Source organism: Microbacterium sp. NPDC057741 (assembly GCF_042798735.1).
In the GTDB taxonomy this organism is placed as follows: domain Bacteria; phylum Actinomycetota; class Actinomycetes; order Actinomycetales; family Microbacteriaceae; genus Microbacterium.
Window position 1 is genome coordinate 230,495 of the sequence record NZ_JBHVJW010000004.1, and the last position, 15,422, is coordinate 245,916.

Consider the following 15,422-nt stretch of genomic DNA (forward strand, 5'->3'; position numbering starts at 1 on the left):
CGTCCGTCATCTGCAGCCGTCACTGCATGCCGGTATCCGGCATCCCTCTCGAAAGGCACCCATGAAGAAGCATCTGAAGGTTCTGGTCGTCGTCGCGCACCCCGACGAGGCCGAGGAGTACGTCTCTGGCACGCTCGCCCTGCTGGCGGACGCCGGGCACCACGTGAAGGTGCTCTCGACGACGAACGGCGACGCCGGGCACATGGAGCTCGGCCCCGAGGATCTCGTGCGCCGCCGCGTGAGCGAGGCGCACGCCGCCGCCGAGATCATCGGCCTGGCCGACTACGAGGTCTGGGACGAGCACGACGGCGACATGGTCGACACGCAGGCGCTGCGGCAGCGGATGCTGCGCGCGATCCGCCAGTGGCGCACCGACGTCATCATCACGTTCACTGACGAGGGCGACGGGCACAACGACAACCGCCTCGCCGGGCGCCTTGTACGCAACGTGATGGGGCTGACGACGCTGCCGAACCCGTGCCGCGACATCCCGCCGCTGGCGCAGCAGCCGGTCGTGCTGCGGATGATCGACTACGGCTCGATCGCGGATCACCGTGCGGACGTCGCGGTCGCCGTCGACTCGGTGATCGACCGCAAGCTGCGCGCCTGCGCCGCGCACGCGTCGCAGTTCCTCGAGTTCGCGCCGGCGCAGCGCGACCTGCTGCACCTCGTTCCGGATGCCGCGGACACGGCCGCCGTCGACGAGTTCATCGTGAAGTACTGGAGCGAGTACATCGAGACGCAGGATGCCGCACGGCCTGCGCTCGCACGGGCATACGGCGATGCCGCCGCAGATGTGCGGTACGCGGAGACGTTCGAACTGGCACCGTTCGGACGCCCCACGACCGTCGAAGAGGTGGAGCGCATCCTGCACTCCTCCGCGTCCTGAGCGTCTTCCTCCTTCTCGGATCCTGAGTGTCTTCCTCTTCTCCGGGTCCTGAGCGAGCGAAGCGAGACGAAGGACGTCCCTGGTGAACGTGGCCGGCGGTTCCGTGGAGGTCCGCCGGCCACGTGGTGTCTCCGGCCCACGTCTCGGGTCCTGAGCGAGCGAAGCGAGACGAAGGGCGATGTCCGTCCCTCGGCGTACCGTCTGCGTCCATGGACACGACTTCTGCGGGGATCGAGATCTACGACCGATGGGCGCAGTTGTGGAGCGGCACGCTTCCGGCCCGGGCGATCATGGCCTCGAGCATCCGCCTGCGCTACGCCCAACCAGGCGCTGAGCACTTCAACGAGATCACCGACGTCGACTCCTTCGCCGGAGCGGTCGGTGCGTTCCGCGCCGCGCGGCCGGGCATCCTCTACGAGGCCGAGGGCCCCGGCGTCGTCGACTTCGATGACGAGGGCACCGGCCACGTGGCGCGGCCGTATCTCGCGACGATCCCCGATCCGGACGGCGGCGCCCCGGTCCGCGTCAGCGGCACCGACATCCTGCGCTGCGAGTGCGGACGCATCGTCGAGGTCTGGTCGGTCTCGGCCCGCGGCCTGCCGTTCTACCCGGAGGGCGCGTCTCCGGTCGTGTGAGGCGTTTCGCCTCCCGGGCGCTTCTCTCTCCCCCCCGGGTCCTGAGCGAGCGAAGCGAGACGAAGGGCGTGTCGCGTGTGTGCGTCCTTCGTCACTTCGTCTCGCTGGCGCTCGCTCAGCACGGCGCTCGTCGCTGGTCCTCGCTCGCTCAGGATGCGGTGAGTTGGCCTTCCGCGTGCCCGGGTCCTGAGCGAGCGAGGTACGAGTGAGACGAAGGGCGTGTCGCGTGTGTGCGTCCTTCGTCTCGTCGCTGGCGCTCCTCGCTCAGGATGCGGTGAGCCGGCGCTCGCTCAGCACGGCGCTCGTCGCTGGCGCTCCTCGCTCAGGATGCGGGATGTGAGCTGGTGTCACGCCAGCCCGTGGTGCGTGCGGAACAGGTTCGCCGGGTCGTACTCCCGCTTGATCCGTGCGAGCCGCTCGATGTCCTCGGGCAGGTACCCGCTGGCGAGCTCCGCCGCCGTGACATCCGGTCCGGAGAGGAAGTTCACCGCCACGCCGCCAGTCGTCCACGGCTCGATCGCGGCGAACAGCTCCGCGAACCGCGCCTGCAGCGCCGGCGCGGCATCCGCCTCTGCGGCACCGCCGGCGTAGAGCACGAACTCCCCGTCGCGTCGGCCGAGGGCGCTGGGTCGTTCCGCCGGCCGGGACAGTGCCCCGCCGGTGTGCCGCAGCTCGAGCAGGAAGGGCGCGTCGGCATCAGGTCCGGCGTGCCGGAGCACCGCCTGCACGGCGTCGGCGTCGAGCGTTCGCAGCATCCGATTGCGCGCGTGGAATGCGACCGGCGTCGTCGGCTCGGCGTGGATGGCTCCGACGGCCGAGTACGGCATCTCGGTCACCGTGTCGGTGACGGGGCCGAGCGCGCGGAACGGCGCGATGAGCCGCTCGCCCTCCTCAGCCGAGCCGGTGAAGACGATGCGCAGGTGCATGACGTACCGTCCGCGCAGCGGTTCGGGCAGGAACGGGATGTCGGGCATCCGGATGAGCAGGGCGGAGGAAGCCATCTGCTCCGGGACGGTGCGCGTCCAGTCGGCCCAGAGCGTGAGCGCCTCTTCGACACGGTCGGCGGGGAAGTGCATGCCGCCGCCGTAGAGGCGGGCGATCGGATGCAGGTCGATCTCGAGCGCGGTCACGACGCCGAGGGTGCCCTTGCCGCCGCCGCGGAGCGCCCAGAACAGGTCGGGTTCGGTGTCGGGGGTGGTGCGGCGCAGCACGCCGTCGGCGGTGACGACCTCGATCGCTCGGACGTGGTCGACGGCCCAGCCGAGGCTGCGGCCGAGCAGGCCGAGCCCGCCGCCGAGGTGGTACGAGACGACGCCGACCTCGGGGGAGGAGCCCGAGAGCGGGGCGAGGCCGTGGATCGCGGCGGCCTGCACGAGTTCGCCGCCGCGGACGCCGGCCTCCACGCGCGCCCAGCGCATCGCCGGGTCGAGGGTGATGCCCTTCATGGCGGAGGTGTTGACGAGCAGCTGACTGTCGGCGGCGCGGGACGGGCCATGCCCGGTGGCGAGCACGGCGATGCCGAGTCCGCGGGTGCGGGCCTCGCGCACGGCGTGCACGACGTCGTCGGCGGTGCGGGCGACGGCGATGGCGGCGGGGCGGTGCTCGACGGCGAGGTTGTAACCGCTGCGGGCGGTGTCGTAGGCGGGATCCGTTGCGGTGAGGTAATCGGTCATGTATCCATCGTCGGCGCGGGAAAACAGCCGAACAAGGACAGAACGCGGATGGATCGTTAACATAGAGCGCATGGAACGTCGTGAGATCGAGATCTTCCTCACGCTCGCCGAGGAGCTGCATTTCGGGCGGACGGGCGAGCGGCTGCTGATCTCGCCGTCGCGGGTGAGTCAGACGATCGCGAGCCTCGAGCGCCGGTTCGGCGTGACCCTGTTCGATCGCACCAGCCGCCGCGTGGAGCTGTCGCCGGTGGGTGCGGCCCTGTACGCGGACGTGCGAGCAGGGCACGATCGCATCCAGCGCGGGATCACCGCGGCCATCGCCGCCGGGCGCGGAGTCGTGGGCACGCTGCGGATCGGACTGGAGGCGCCGGCGCTCGCCGAGCTCGCCGCGCCCGTGTTCGACCGGTTCCGCGCGGCGAATCCGGGTGTCGAGCTGGTGTTCCGGGAAGCCGGGTTCTCGGATCCGCTCGATCTGCTGCGGGCGGGCGAGGTCGACGTGACGGTGACGAACGGGCCGGTCGATGAGGAGGGCTTCCAGGAAGGGCCGCTGGTGTACTCCGAGCCGGTGGTGCTGGCGGTCGGGCGGGAGCATCCGCTGGCCGCGCGGACGACGGTGTCGGTGGAGGATCTGGCGGGCGAGACCGTGTTCCGTGCCGGGCGTCGAGCCGCGCCGTACCGGCCCGATCCGGATCGCACGGCGCCGACGTTCCTCGACCTGCTGACCGTGATCGCGGCCGGCGAAGGCGTCGTGCCGCTGGCCGCGCACGCCGGCGACTTCTTCGCCCGGCCGAGCCTGGTGATGGTGCCGTTCGAGGAGGGCTCTCCGCCGGTGCGCTGGGTGCTGTGTTGGAAGCGCGGGCAGGCGACGGCCCGGGTGGCAGCGCTCGCCGCGGCTGCGCGGGCCGTTGTGGGGCGTCCCTCGAGCTGAGATGCATCGAGCGTCCCGCCGCACGATCTCGGATTTCTGCAGAATTGCGGATGCGGGCGCGCAAGGATCATCCGTGGTGATGCGGGAGTCCGGAGCGTTGCCCGGTCAGCCGTGGAGTGGGATTCGGGCGGCCGTTGCGGCGACTTTCATCTCGCCGTCGAAAGTGAGGATGCTGTCGAGCACGCCTTCGATGCGCACGGCAGTGGCCAGGTGCAACGCATCCAGGGTGCGCAGGCGTGAGTGCATAGCGATCGCCTGCGCGGCGATCTCATCGTCGAGGGAGACGAGAGCCACCCTGTCGAGCAGCTCTTGGACGGCATCGGCATCCAACATTCGACGGTCAGCGACAGCGTGGAGCTCGACGGCCAGCAGCCGCGACGACACGAACTCGGCCCCGCCGGCGATCAGCGCGCGGACATCCGCGCTGCCGTCCTCGTCCAGCAACGCCTTGGCAGCGGCGGAGGTGTCGAGGTAGATCACAGGTGATCCGCTCGAAGGTCATCCAGGATCTCGGTGCTCGTCTTCGTGATCTTGGCCGGTGGATGCTGCAGCGGACCGGACTTCGTCGGCAGCGTGACGCGACCCGCCGCGATGAGGTCGCTCCAGACGTCCTCTTCAGGCGGGGAGAGTTGGGCGATGGGGCGACCGCGATCTGTCACCGTGAGTCGTTCGCCGGCAGCGACGCGCGCCAGCACACGCGCGGTCTGCTGGTTGAGCTCGGTCTTCGTCACGGTGGCCACGTCTCCATTCTACAACTCATGTACTAGTTCTAGTAGTTGGGGTGGGTTCGGCTCACCCTCGCAACAGCCCCCGCAGTGTCTGGATCGTGTCCGCCTCGGCCGGACTCTTGTCGGGCCGGTACCCCTTCACCCGTGCGAAGCGCAGCGCGATCCCGCCGGGGTAGCGCGGTGAGTTCTGCACGCCGTCGATCGCGATCTCGACGACCAGCGCCGGCCGCAGGTGCACGGCGTACGAGCTCCGCTCGGTCTCGTACTCGGGGAAGGTCTCGGTCTGCCATTTCAGCAGTTCGTCGGTGAGGCCCTTGAAGGTCTTGCCGACCATCACGAAGCCGCCCGGTTCGCCGAACTCTCCTGCCGGATCGAGCGCCCCGAGGTGCAGGTTGGACAGCCAGCCCCGACGCCGGCCTGAGCCCCACTCGGCGGCGAGCACGACGAGGTCGTAGGTCAGCACGGGTTTGACCTTGACCCAGGACTTGCCGCGCCTGCCGGCCGCGTAGGGCGCGTCGATCGCCTTGACGAGCACTCCCTCGTGACCGGCCGCCAACGCCTCTCGGGACAGCTGCTCCGCGGCATCCGCGTCGTCGGTGACGATGCCGGGCATCCGCCAGTCGCCGGCGACTCTCTCGAGTTCTGCGAGCCGCGTGGCGAGCGGTTCGTCGATGAGGTCGCGACCGTCGACATGCAGGATGTCGAAGAACCACGGCCGCAGCACGAGCTCGCGCGAGACATCGGCGCCGAACCGCGACATCGTCTGCTGGAACGGGCGCGGCCCGCCGTCCTCGTCGAGCGAGAGCGTCTCGCCGTCGAGGATGATGTCGTGCGCGGGCAGCCCGCGCACGATCTCGACGATCTCGGGCACGCGATGCGTGATGTCGGCGAGGCTGCGGGTGTAGACGCCGACCTCGTCGCCGTGCCGGTGCACCTGGATGCGCGCGCCGTCGAGCTTGTACTCGACCGAGGCGCGTCCTGTGGTCTCGAGCGCCGCGGTCGGTGTCGCGGCGGTGGCGGCGAGCATCGGCAGCACGGGGCGACCGACCTGCAGGCCGACGGCGTCGAGATCGTCGGCCGTGCCTGTCAGTGCGATCACGGCGGTCTCACCGAGATCGCCGGAGAGCATGGCCGCGCGGCGGACGGATGCCGCAGGGCGGTCGGCGGCGCGGGCGATCGCATCGAGCAGCACGCCGCTGAGTGCGCCGGTGCGCAGTTCGCCGAGCATCGCGCGGGCGAGGAAGTCCCATTCGCCGGGCGTGGCACGCGAGGCGAGGTCTTCGAGCAGCGCGGTGCGCTGGGCCGCCGATCCGGCTCCGCCCGCGTGCGCGAGGGCGTCGAGGGCATCATCGACGTCGGTGATGGTCAGCGTCGCGGCATCCGCATGGTCGACCTGCAGGGTCGAGAGCCCGCGCCATCCGACGCCCAGCCGGCCCTGCCTCGGCGAGGCGAGCAGCAGGCCCGCGAGCACCGGCAGCTCGCCGGGATCGGCGCGCGAGAGCAGCCGGGCGAGGGCGTCGATCTTCGCGAGCCGCGATGATGTCGCCGCGACCTCGTCGGCGGTGTCGGTGAGCTCTTCGAGCTTCATCCCGTCAGTCTCGCACCGGGGTCGGACATTCCCCATTCTCACGGAGTCGCGTAATGACCGGCGTGTCACGCCGTCTCTCAAGTACTGGGGAAAGAGCTCGGCGCGGGCCGAGCGCACGAATTCTGGGGAGATGCATTGATGGCTCGGGGACAGCACGTTCAGCGTGCGCAGAAGTCGATACGACCACGGGGCAGGCGCTGGTGGCGCGGCCTCACATCGGCGCTGACGGGGGTGACTCTCGTCGCTGCAGCGTTGCTCGGCGCCGCGCAGACCGCGGCGGCCGCACCGACGGTGACGCATGCCGACGCGATCTCGAATCTTGCGATCGAGAAGAGCAACGGCACCGGACCGGTGGCGCAATGGGAGAAGGTCCGCATCACGGGCGACTGGTCCGTGCCCACCGGATCCAAGGCCGGAGACACCTTCGGCATGACGCTGCCCGACGAGTTCAGCCGCAGCGGCGGCGGAGCCTTCGACATCGCCGATCCTGCCAGCGGAGTGGTGCTCGCGCAGTGCCAGATCGCCGGCGGCAACGGTCCTGAGCTCGTCTGCACGCTGACGCAGGCCATCGAGGACATGGAGAATCCGGGCGGATCGTTCTGGGTGGAGGTGACCGCCTCCCAGTCGACCTCGAGCACGACGGTGGAGTTCGATCTGGGCAGCAAGGTCGAGATCGTGACTCTCCCGGGCGGCGGCGGGATCACCCCGGAGGACCTGACCGAGGCCGGTCAGCCGTACAAGTACGGCGGGCCGACGGCGACCGACGGACTGCTGAGCTGGGTGGTCGGAATTCCGAGCAGCGCGGTCAGAGACGGCGGCTTCGTGGTGCGCGACTCTCTCGATCGCGACCTCGAGTACCACCACTACACCGGCGAGGCCCGGCTACTGCAGCGTCCCGTCCAGGACGGCGTGCTCGTCGGCAGCTGGACCGAGGTCGACGCATCCCGCTATCAGATGGTGTTCGCCGCTGACCGCCTCTCCTTCGAGTTCACGGCGTCGGGTCTGCCGTCCTCCGGCATGTCCTACCGCCTGCAGTACTACACGCAGGCAGATGGAATCGTTCAGGCCGGTGACGTGTTCGGCAACCACGCCACCGTCAACTCCTCCGAGACATCGGCGCGGGTCGTCGTGACGGAGGCCGGTGGCGGCAACGGATCCGGCGCGCGGTACACGAGGTTCGAGATCACGAAGGCGCTGTCCGGCGAGCAGGCGGATGCTGCGCGCGGCGCGACCTTCACGGTGCGCTACTCCGTCAAGGGGTCGGATGCTCCGGCGAAGACGCTGTCTGTTCCGGTCGGGCAGGCCGTGCGCAGCGACCGCGCACCGCTCGGCTCGACGTTCCTCATCGAGGAGATCGACCTCCCGGTGATCGATGGCGTGACCTGGGGCGAGTGGAGCATCACTGGGGAGGGCGTCGCGGCGGCCGGCGACGGCCGTTACGAGGTCACCCCGTCGACGACGGCCGGTGTGCAGCTCACCCTCACGAACCAGGCGAACACGACGCCGGTCGTCGGCAGCCTGTCCTGGCAGAAGGTCGACCGGGGCGGTGCCGTGCTCGCGGGCTCGGAGTGGCTCGTCTCGGGCCCGCAGGGTGACATCACGGTGGTCGACGGAGGGCAGGGTGACGAGGCTGCGGCCGAGGGCGTCATGAGTGTCACCGGGCTGCCGGCGGGTACTTACACGCTCACCGAGACCAAGGCTCCGGCGGGCTACGAACGCACGGACAAGTCGTTCACGCTGACGATCGACGCGGAGCACCGTGCGGTGAGCTTCGGGCAGATCGTCAATGAGAAGACCCCGGGGTCCGTCGTGCCGCCGGCACCGTCTGCGACGTCGCCCGCAGCATCGCTCGCTCTCACCGGCGGGGGCGACGGGGGCGGCCTGGCATGGATCGCCGCCGGGCTCCTGCTGAGCGGGGCGGCTGTCACGGTCGGAGCCTCCGTCCGGAGGCGGGCTCGGGCAGCGACGCGCTGAGCCACACGGGGCCGGAGCGGCCCGTGTCAGCGGACTGGCGTCCTTCGTCTCGTCGCTGGCGCTCCTCGCTCAGGATGCGGGTCCCTCTCCCGGGCCTCTCCTTTCGGGTCCTGAGCGAGCGCAGCGAGACGAAGGGCGTCTCAGGGCCGTCCTTCGTCTCGTCGCTGGCGCTCCTCGCTCAGGATGCGGTGGTCGGTCTTCCGGACCCTGAGCGAGCGAGGAACGAGCGAGACGAAGGGCGTTTCCTTGGCGGGCGTCCTTTGTCTCGTCGCTGGCGCTCCTCGCTCTGGATGCGGTGGCCAGTCCGAGCGGCTGGGGCCCAGTGCGCGCCCTACGGCCTCGTGTCGTCGTGGGTCACGATGCGGCTGAGCTCGATGAGGTCGCCGGGCAGCTCCCAGTAGTGCAGGCGCCGCGCGCCCGGAGTGTTCTGCTCGATCGCGGAGCGCCAGCACTTCGCGCCATCCGCCCGCACGACGTACGCGTCGTCGCCGCCCTCGCCGGTGCGCAGCCGGTGCAGGTCGCGGGCGGGAATCTCGCGGTCGCGTCCGGTGATCGCGTCGACGCAGGCGCGCACGGCCTTGCTCAGCTGGTTCTCGTCGAGCTTGGACAGCGAGCGGATGAAGTCTGCTCCGAACCGGAACTCCCGCAGCGGCCAGCGTCCGCGCTCGCCGGGTGCAGTGCGGTTGCCCCAGGTGCGCTCGATCTCGAACCGGATGCCGTCCTCGGTCGGGTCGACGTGCGCGCGCTCCGCGGCACGGCGCGCGTCGCGCAGCGCTCGGGCGTTGTCGCGCTGGTCCTGCGCGGTCTCGCTGAGTCGCGCCTCGGCACGCGCGCGCTCTGCGCGCTCGTCCGCGAGTTCGCTGCGCAGGCGCGCGTTCTCGGCGCGCAGCTGCTCGAGTTCTGCGGAGGACGAGCCGGATGCCGGGTCACCGCCGCGTCCGACGCGGCTGGTCACCGCGAGCAGGTCGCCGCGCAGGGCGGTGATCGCCTGCGCCAGCATCCGCACGTCGTCGCGGGTCGCGTAGTCGTCGGGAAGCGCGGGCGCCGGAGCATCCGGAAGCGTCTGCTCCGCAGCATCCGCTCGGGCGACCTTGCGATCCTCGCTCAGCCAGGGCGCCCCGCCGGTGACGAGCGGGAAGGCGGGCGTGAGCAGGGCGTCGTCGTCGCGCGCGGCGTGGCTGAGCAGCACCTCGCCGCTCGGGCCGTGGCCGATGCGCACGCGGATGACGTCGCCGACGGCGAGCACGTCGCTGACCGGGCTCTCGTCGGTGCTGACGTCACGGCGGCGCAGCACGAACGCGTGGTCGGGATGCAGGTGCACGGTCGCGCGCAGCTCGGTGACCTTGACGACGAGGGCGAGCGTGTTGGCGCCGTCGGTCAGAGTGCCGAGGTCGGCCGGGAACGGCTCGGGGTGCAGTTCCTGTCCGTGCAAGATGCCGCTGACGGGCGATCCTGGCACGAGTGCGAAGGCCAGCGGAAGGGTGTCGGGCAGCAGATCGCCGGTCGCGGTGACGGTGGTGCCGTCGCCGAGCTCGACCAGGGCGCGGGTGTCGTCGGCGATGAACCCCTTCACCACTCCGGTCGCGCGCCGAATCGCTGCCGGCGCCGCCGACTCGACGGTGCGCCGCACCTGCTGCACCGACTGCGCCATCGCGTCGGCGATGAGGTCGTCGGTGTCGGCCTGGCCGGGAAATCGCAGCCGGGAGCGGGACCAGTCCGGGTCCTGACCGAAGTCGACCGGGTACGAGCGCGCGGCGCCACCGAAGGCGTGCGTCTTGGGCGGCAGCAGCTCTTCGAGGGCGTGCGTGGCCCTGCCGGTCGCGATGGTGACGACGTCGGCGACATCGCCGAGCTCCTGCCGCAGCCGCTCGCCGTCGAACGCGAACTCGCCCTCCGGCGTCGCCGAGACCAGCACCAGCGGCCGCGGCCGTATCGCGAGGATGCGGATCGCGAGAGCTTCAGCCTCGCTCGGGGTCGTGACGTCGGCGTACAGCATGGGGACGAGTTTAGGCACGGCCCGCGCCGGTCTCCCGGAGTCGGCCCGAGGTGTCCGCGGATGCCGCGGACGGGGATTCTGCGTCAGCGCCGCTGCCCGACGAGCGGGCGCAGCGCCCCGCTGAGCAGCGGCAGCACGGCGATCATGCCGAGCAGCAGCACGGGGCCGCCCCAGCCGAAGTCGTACGACCGGGTGTGCAGCGACGTACCGATCAGGATCATCACGGTGACCGCGCCGACGGTGCCGAGGGCGGTCAGGATCGTGCCGAAGATGCGCAGCCCGTCGGAGAGCGAGCTGAGCGCGGCGGGGATGAGAGTGGTGGCGAGGATCAGCACGGTGATGATGATCAGGCCGACGAACAGTGTCGTCAGCATCCAGTCGGCGGCCTCCATCGGCACGTCGGTGCTGTTGAACGGCGCGAGGCTCGCGGTGATGATGCTCCAGTACTTCTGGTCCTCGCCGTCGGCATGCGCGGTGAACAGCGGCAGCGTCAGGCCCAGCATGAGCACGACGGCGACGATGAAGGAGTACGTGCCGGCGAGCATCCGCTCGAGCAGGTCGACGCGCTCGCGCAGCCGGCGGATCTCAGTGCTCTGGTCGGTCATGCCGTCAGGGTACCGGGGCGGGTGCGTCGTGTGGGGTGGTATCGCCCGGCGGGCGAGGAGTCATCGCGCTGATAGCGTCGCACGCATGGCTGGGGAGAGCATCGACATCGTGACGTACGACGGTCTGCCGATCTCGAAGGGTGGCGCTCACTCGATGGGCACTCGTCAGGCGGCACGCGGCTTCGCCCAGTTCGAGGAGTTCCTCGCGGCATCCGTGGTGACGGATGCCGAGGTGAGGTGGGAGCTCACGGCGATCTTCTCCGCACGGCCGGCGGAGATGAGCCCGGTCGAGCAGGCGATCGTGGGCGCTCTTGGCAACCGCAGTTCGCGCGACACGGTGATCGACGGCTGGAACGTTCCCGAGCGGAAACTCGACGACGCCCTGGCCCTGCTCGATGTGAAGCGCTCGCCCGAGCTCAAGGCGCCCCCGCACCTGCGCGTGACGCTCATGGGCACCGTGTCGGGTGTCGCGCGCGACCCCGAGACCGGCCGCGGATACGCCGGGGTGTCGCCGGACGCCTGCGGCGGGTTCGTCGTGGACGGCTATCGGACCCCGCTGGGTGCGGTGTCGACGCGGGTCTCGCTCGGGCAGCACAGTGCGAGGCTCTCGTTGTTCGTCAGCCTGCCCGGCGACGGGCGCCTTGCGGCCGCGGCGCAGCATGTGCAGCAGCACTTGCCGTTCGCGCTGTCGGAGAAGCACTGGAAGCGCTGGGTTCCAGCCGCGGACGGATATCGCGCGAAGCGTCAGGGCTCGCCGCTTGTCGAGGTGTAGCCCCGGTCAGATGCGGATGTAGGCCGCCCCGTCGAACTGCGCATCGCTGAGCGCGACCACGGCGGCCGGCACGGTGAGGATGCCCGGCTGCAGAGCATCGATCGGGATGCCGTGTCCGCGCAGCCCGCCTTCGCAGGCCTCGATCGTGGCGACATCCGTGCTCGGCAGGGGGGCCGCGCCCGCGGCGACGCCCGGGATCGCCGGACCGTTCACGATGATCCGGATGCCGGTGTCGGGGCGCCCCGCATGAAGCGTGTTCGCGATGCCGACGGCGCGCACGATGTCTTCCGGACGGTCGGAGACGTGCAGGATCACGGTGCGCTGGGTCATGGTGCCATTGTCGCGTACGCTCCACTCCCCGGATCCCCGGATCCGCGGATCCTGAGCGAGCGAAGCGAGACGAAGGACGCTCCGCTCCCCGGCTCCTGAGCGAGCGAAGCGAGACGAAGGACGCGCACATCTTCGCCCAGCGCTCAAGATGGTGCCACGCTGTCCCCATGCCCTCTCCCCGCGCTCTCGTCACCGGCGCGACCGGCGGCATCGGCCTGGAGATCGCGCGATCGCTCGCCGCAGACGGTGCGCACGTGCTCCTCCCCGTGCGCGATCGCGCCCGCGGGGACGCTGCGGTGCGCAGCATCCGTGAGTCGGTTCCAGATGCCTCCCTCGAGATCTGCGATCTCGACCTGGCCGACTTCGGCACGATCACCGCGCTCGGCGAGCGCCTGCGGAGCGACGGAACCCCGATCGACCTGTTCGTGATGAACGCCGGGATCGTGCTGCTCGGCGACCGCACTCGGCACGTGACGGTCGACGGGCACGAGCTGCATCTGCAGACGAACTTCCTCGGCCACGCCCTTCTCACGCGCGAGCTGATGCCGCTGCTGGTCGCCGCGCACGCCCGCGTCGCCGTGCAGGTGAGCATCGCGGCGACTCGCGGCAGGCTCGACGACCTCGAGGGCGAGCGTCGGTACAGCGCCTGGCGCGCGTATGCCGGGTCGAAGCGCGCGCTGGGGCTGTGGGCACTGGAGCTCGCGCGGCGCAGTGAGGGCATCAGCGTGAACCTGTGCCATCCGGGTGTCGCGCCGGCGACGCACATCGCGCCGACGCTGCGCAGTCGCCTGCCCGGCGGTGAGGAGCGGTGGCTGCGCTGGGTGCCGGGCAACAGTCCGGCGCAGGGCGCGCTGCCCGCGCTGATGGCGCTGGAGCGGGATGCCGCACCAGGGAGTTTCTTCGCCCCCGGAGGCTGGTTCGGGCTGGCCGGCGCTCCGCGGGAGCGTCCGCTGCTCCGGGCGCTGCGCGACCCGGCCGCCGGGCGCCGGCTCTGGGAGCTCGCCGCCACCGCACCCTGAGCGAGGAGCGCCAGCGACGAGACGAAGGGCGCCCGTCACCCTCCCGGGTCCTGAGCGAGGAGCGCCAGCGACGAGACGAAGGGCGCCCTTAGCCTCACTTCGCCCGCTCAGGACCTGGTGGCAGACGAAACGCCCCCAGTTCCCCAGGGGCGTCTCGTCTCACAGCATCCGAGCTGGTGCTTACTGCACCGACCATCCTCCATCCGACGCGAGAATCGCGCCGTTGATGTTCACCGAGTCGTCCGAGAGCAGGAACGTGATCGACGCGGCGAGGTGCTCGGCCGTGGCGACGGTCGGGATCGCCTGCTGGAACGGCGCAAGCCGTGCCGACCCCGCCTCCGACATGTTCGGCGGCATCGGGATGCCGGTGGCCACGCCGCCGGGTGCGACGGAGTTCACGCGGATTCCCTTGGGTCCGTACATGAACGCGGCCGACTTGGTGACGCCGATGATGCCGTGCTTGCTGGCGGTGTAGGCGTTGCCCGAGGCGTTGCCGCGCAGGCCGGCCTCGCTCGAGACGTTGAGGATCGCGCCGCGGCCGGCGGCCTCCATGATCGGCAGCACGGCGCGCATGAGCTTGAACGGCGCGGTGAGGTTGATCGCGATGACGCGGTCCCAGACGGCGTCGGGGGTCTCGCCGGCGGGCGAGAAGTCGTCGTTGATGCCGGCGACGTTGGCGAGGCCGTCGATGCGGTCGCCGGCGGCGGCGATGACGGCGTCGATGGATGCCTGCTGAGTGAGGTCTCCGGCGACGGTGACGATGCCCGGGAGCTCCGCGGCCAGGGCATCCAGCTTCTCGGCCGAGATGTCGGCGGCGATCACGCGGCCGCCTTCGCGGGCGATGCGCGAGGCGGTGGCCTTGCCGATTCCGGATGCTGCGCCGGTGACGATCACGGTCTTGCCGGCGAAGCGTCCGGTGGTGACCTGTTCGGTCCAGCCGGCGGTCTCGTCGTCGGCGGGGATTTCTCCGCCGTTGGCGGCGCGCACCAGGTCGTCGACGACGGACTGCGGCATGGCGCCCTGGCTCATGACGACGAGCTGCTGCAGGGGCAGTCCGAGCACGGGGGTGAGCTGCGACGGGTCGCCGCCCGACTGCGCGAGCAGGCCCTTGATGAGCTCGCTGCCCGTGGGGTCGTTCAGCCAGTCGCCGATGGTGGAGTGTGCGGTCAGTGCCATTTCTTCTCCTTGCGTCTTGGCCCCTGAGCTCGGGGGCTTCTTCCCGGGTCCTGAGCGAGCGAAGCGAGACGAAGGGCGTCAAACCCGCTCACTACTAATAATGCAACGCATCGTCTCGTTATTCCAGTGGAGCCGCTAATCTGTGAGCGTGGCCCGTCCTCGCAGTGAGAAAGCCCGCCAGTCGGTGCTGGCGGCGATGCGACGTGCCCTGACGGAGTCGAACTATTCGGACGTCACGATCGAAGGCCTCGCGCTGGAAGCGGAGGTCTCGAAGCAGACGATCTACCGCTGGTGGCCGTCGAAGGCCGCGATCCTCGGAGAGGCGCTGCTCGAAGGGGAGATGCCCGCATTCGATCTGCCGGTCACCTCAGATCTGCGCGCTGACCTGCGCGCGGTGCTCTCGGCCCAGAGCCCGGATGCTGTCGCTCTGGCCCGTGCCCTGATCGAGGTGACCGCGACGGACGCAGAGCTCGGCCTGAAGCTCAACGCGCGCCTGGCCGCGCCGCTCCGCGAGTGGACTGCATTGCGGCTGGCGCAGGCGGTGGATGCCGGGGATGTGCGTGCGGACGTCGATGCGGCGGTGGTGGCGGATCAGCTGATCGCTATTGGGTCGTACTCGGCACTGGTGGGCGGGCCGATGGGCGCGGGGAAGGTCGACGGGATGGTCGATGTGATCCTGCGGGGGATCGGGGGCCGAGCGACGCGCGCTTGATGCCCCCACTGGGTGCGACGGACGGCGCGTAGCCGGATACTCTCGTCCGGTGCGAGTATCCCGCCGTTGGAACGCCATAGGAATGTGACATTCTCGTTCCCATGTCAGATCAGCGTTCGGTCTCCGAGAAGTCGCAGGATCGGCGTAACGAGCGTTCATTGAAAATGTCTGCCGACTCCGCGAAGGCGACAGCCCGCAGTGTCGACCAGATGCTCCGGCTGTCGAAAGATCAGCTCGCTGCTTCGAAAGCACAGGTGGAGTTGACTAGGGCTGCGCGGGCCGACGCGGAGAAGTCGGAGCGGTTCACTCGGGCGATGGCATGGTGCTCTCTCGGCGTTGCCATCGCTTCCCTCGGCGCCGCGCTCGCCGCACTGTTCCTTCGCTAGCTGTAGTTCCT

At 70.3% G+C, this 15,422-nt stretch carries 16 protein-coding genes; 8 read left to right on the forward strand and 8 right to left on the reverse strand.

Features of this window, described 5'->3' with window-relative positions; genetic code table 11:
• The first annotated feature begins 61 nt into the window (after positions 1-61).
• Together ACFVDO_RS14395 and ACFVDO_RS14400 are read left to right on the forward strand one after the other, a co-directional pair.
• Entirely contained in the window at positions 62-889 is an 828-nt protein-coding gene (locus ACFVDO_RS14395) for a PIG-L deacetylase family protein (RefSeq protein WP_378856377.1), read from the forward strand.
• Between the two features lie 209 nt (positions 890-1,098).
• A complete protein-coding gene (locus ACFVDO_RS14400; RefSeq protein WP_378856379.1) occupies positions 1,099-1,524 on the forward strand; it encodes a hypothetical protein in 426 nt (141 codons plus the stop codon).
• A 347-nt stretch (positions 1,525-1,871) separates the two neighbouring features.
• Here ACFVDO_RS14400 and ACFVDO_RS14405 read toward each other — a convergent pair whose 3' ends face one another.
• Complete coding sequence (locus ACFVDO_RS14405; protein ID WP_378856381.1) at positions 1,872-3,197, reverse strand: FAD-binding protein; 1,326 nt, start codon at positions 3,195-3,197, stop codon at positions 1,872-1,874.
• Positions 3,198-3,267: 70 nt separating this feature from the next.
• Here ACFVDO_RS14405 and ACFVDO_RS14410 point away from each other — a divergent pair, with 70 nt between their 5' ends.
• Positions 3,268-4,125, forward strand: coding sequence for a LysR family transcriptional regulator (locus ACFVDO_RS14410; RefSeq protein WP_378856383.1), 858 nt, complete (start codon positions 3,268-3,270; stop codon positions 4,123-4,125).
• Between the two features lie 105 nt (positions 4,126-4,230).
• On the opposite strand, the gene ACFVDO_RS14415 is transcribed toward ACFVDO_RS14410, so the two are convergent.
• The 3 genes from ACFVDO_RS14415 to ACFVDO_RS14425 are packed head-to-tail and all read right to left on the reverse strand — an operon-like array spanning position 4,231 to position 6,441.
• The gene (locus ACFVDO_RS14415) at positions 4,231-4,605 is read right to left on the reverse strand and encodes a type II toxin-antitoxin system VapC family toxin (protein ID WP_378856385.1); all 375 of its coding nucleotides are present in this window, start codon (positions 4,603-4,605) and stop codon (positions 4,231-4,233) included.
• The gene (locus ACFVDO_RS14420) at positions 4,602-4,865 is read right to left on the reverse strand and encodes a type II toxin-antitoxin system Phd/YefM family antitoxin (RefSeq protein ID WP_378856387.1); all 264 of its coding nucleotides are present in this window, start codon (positions 4,863-4,865) and stop codon (positions 4,602-4,604) included. Before ACFVDO_RS14420 ends, ACFVDO_RS14415 begins: the two co-directional genes overlap by 4 nt.
• 52 nt (positions 4,866-4,917) lie before the next feature.
• Positions 4,918-6,441: an ATP-dependent DNA ligase gene (locus ACFVDO_RS14425; protein ID WP_378856389.1), complete on the reverse strand. Its 1,524-nt coding sequence runs from the start codon at positions 6,439-6,441 to the stop codon at positions 4,918-4,920.
• Between the two features lie 231 nt (positions 6,442-6,672).
• Here ACFVDO_RS14425 and ACFVDO_RS14430 point away from each other — a divergent pair, with 231 nt between their 5' ends.
• Positions 6,673-8,415 carry a SpaA isopeptide-forming pilin-related protein gene (locus ACFVDO_RS14430; protein ID WP_378856391.1) on the forward strand — a complete coding sequence of 581 codons (1,743 nt, stop codon included), beginning with the start codon at positions 6,673-6,675 and terminating at the stop codon, positions 8,413-8,415.
• A 331-nt stretch (positions 8,416-8,746) separates the two neighbouring features.
• On the opposite strand, the gene ACFVDO_RS14435 is transcribed toward ACFVDO_RS14430, so the two are convergent.
• Positions 8,747-10,411: a hypothetical protein gene (locus ACFVDO_RS14435; RefSeq protein ID WP_378856393.1), complete on the reverse strand. Its 1,665-nt coding sequence runs from the start codon at positions 10,409-10,411 to the stop codon at positions 8,747-8,749.
• 83 nt (positions 10,412-10,494) lie between these two features.
• Positions 10,495-11,016, reverse strand: a complete 522-nt coding sequence (locus tag ACFVDO_RS14440) for a hypothetical protein (protein ID WP_378856395.1) — start codon at positions 11,014-11,016, stop codon at positions 10,495-10,497.
• Between the two features lie 85 nt (positions 11,017-11,101).
• Between ACFVDO_RS14440 and ACFVDO_RS14445 the strand changes: the two genes are divergently transcribed.
• Complete coding sequence (locus tag ACFVDO_RS14445; protein ID WP_378856397.1) at positions 11,102-11,788, forward strand: hypothetical protein; 687 nt, start codon at positions 11,102-11,104, stop codon at positions 11,786-11,788.
• A 6-nt stretch (positions 11,789-11,794) separates the two neighbouring features.
• Here the strand turns inward: ACFVDO_RS14445 and ACFVDO_RS14450 are convergent, their stop codons facing one another.
• Positions 11,795-12,118, reverse strand: coding sequence for a hypothetical protein (locus ACFVDO_RS14450; protein ID WP_378856399.1), 324 nt, complete (start codon positions 12,116-12,118; stop codon positions 11,795-11,797).
• 167 nt (positions 12,119-12,285) lie between these two features.
• On the opposite strand from ACFVDO_RS14450, the gene ACFVDO_RS14455 reads away from it, so the two are divergent.
• Positions 12,286-13,137: an SDR family NAD(P)-dependent oxidoreductase gene (locus ACFVDO_RS14455; RefSeq protein WP_378856401.1), complete on the forward strand. Its 852-nt coding sequence runs from the start codon at positions 12,286-12,288 to the stop codon at positions 13,135-13,137.
• A 180-nt stretch (positions 13,138-13,317) separates the two neighbouring features.
• On the opposite strand, the gene ACFVDO_RS14460 is transcribed toward ACFVDO_RS14455, so the two are convergent.
• The gene (locus ACFVDO_RS14460; RefSeq protein WP_378856404.1) at positions 13,318-14,313 is read right to left on the reverse strand and encodes an SDR family NAD(P)-dependent oxidoreductase; all 996 of its coding nucleotides are present in this window, start codon (positions 14,311-14,313) and stop codon (positions 13,318-13,320) included.
• A 148-nt stretch (positions 14,314-14,461) separates the two neighbouring features.
• On the opposite strand from ACFVDO_RS14460, the gene ACFVDO_RS14465 reads away from it, so the two are divergent.
• Complete coding sequence (locus tag ACFVDO_RS14465) at positions 14,462-15,025, forward strand: TetR/AcrR family transcriptional regulator (RefSeq protein WP_378856406.1); 564 nt, start codon at positions 14,462-14,464, stop codon at positions 15,023-15,025.
• Positions 15,026-15,126: 101 nt separating this feature from the next.
• Positions 15,127-15,411 carry a hypothetical protein gene (locus ACFVDO_RS14470; protein WP_378856408.1) on the forward strand — a complete coding sequence of 95 codons (285 nt, stop codon included), beginning with the start codon at positions 15,127-15,129 and terminating at the stop codon, positions 15,409-15,411.
• The last annotated feature ends 11 nt before the right edge of the window (positions 15,412-15,422 follow it).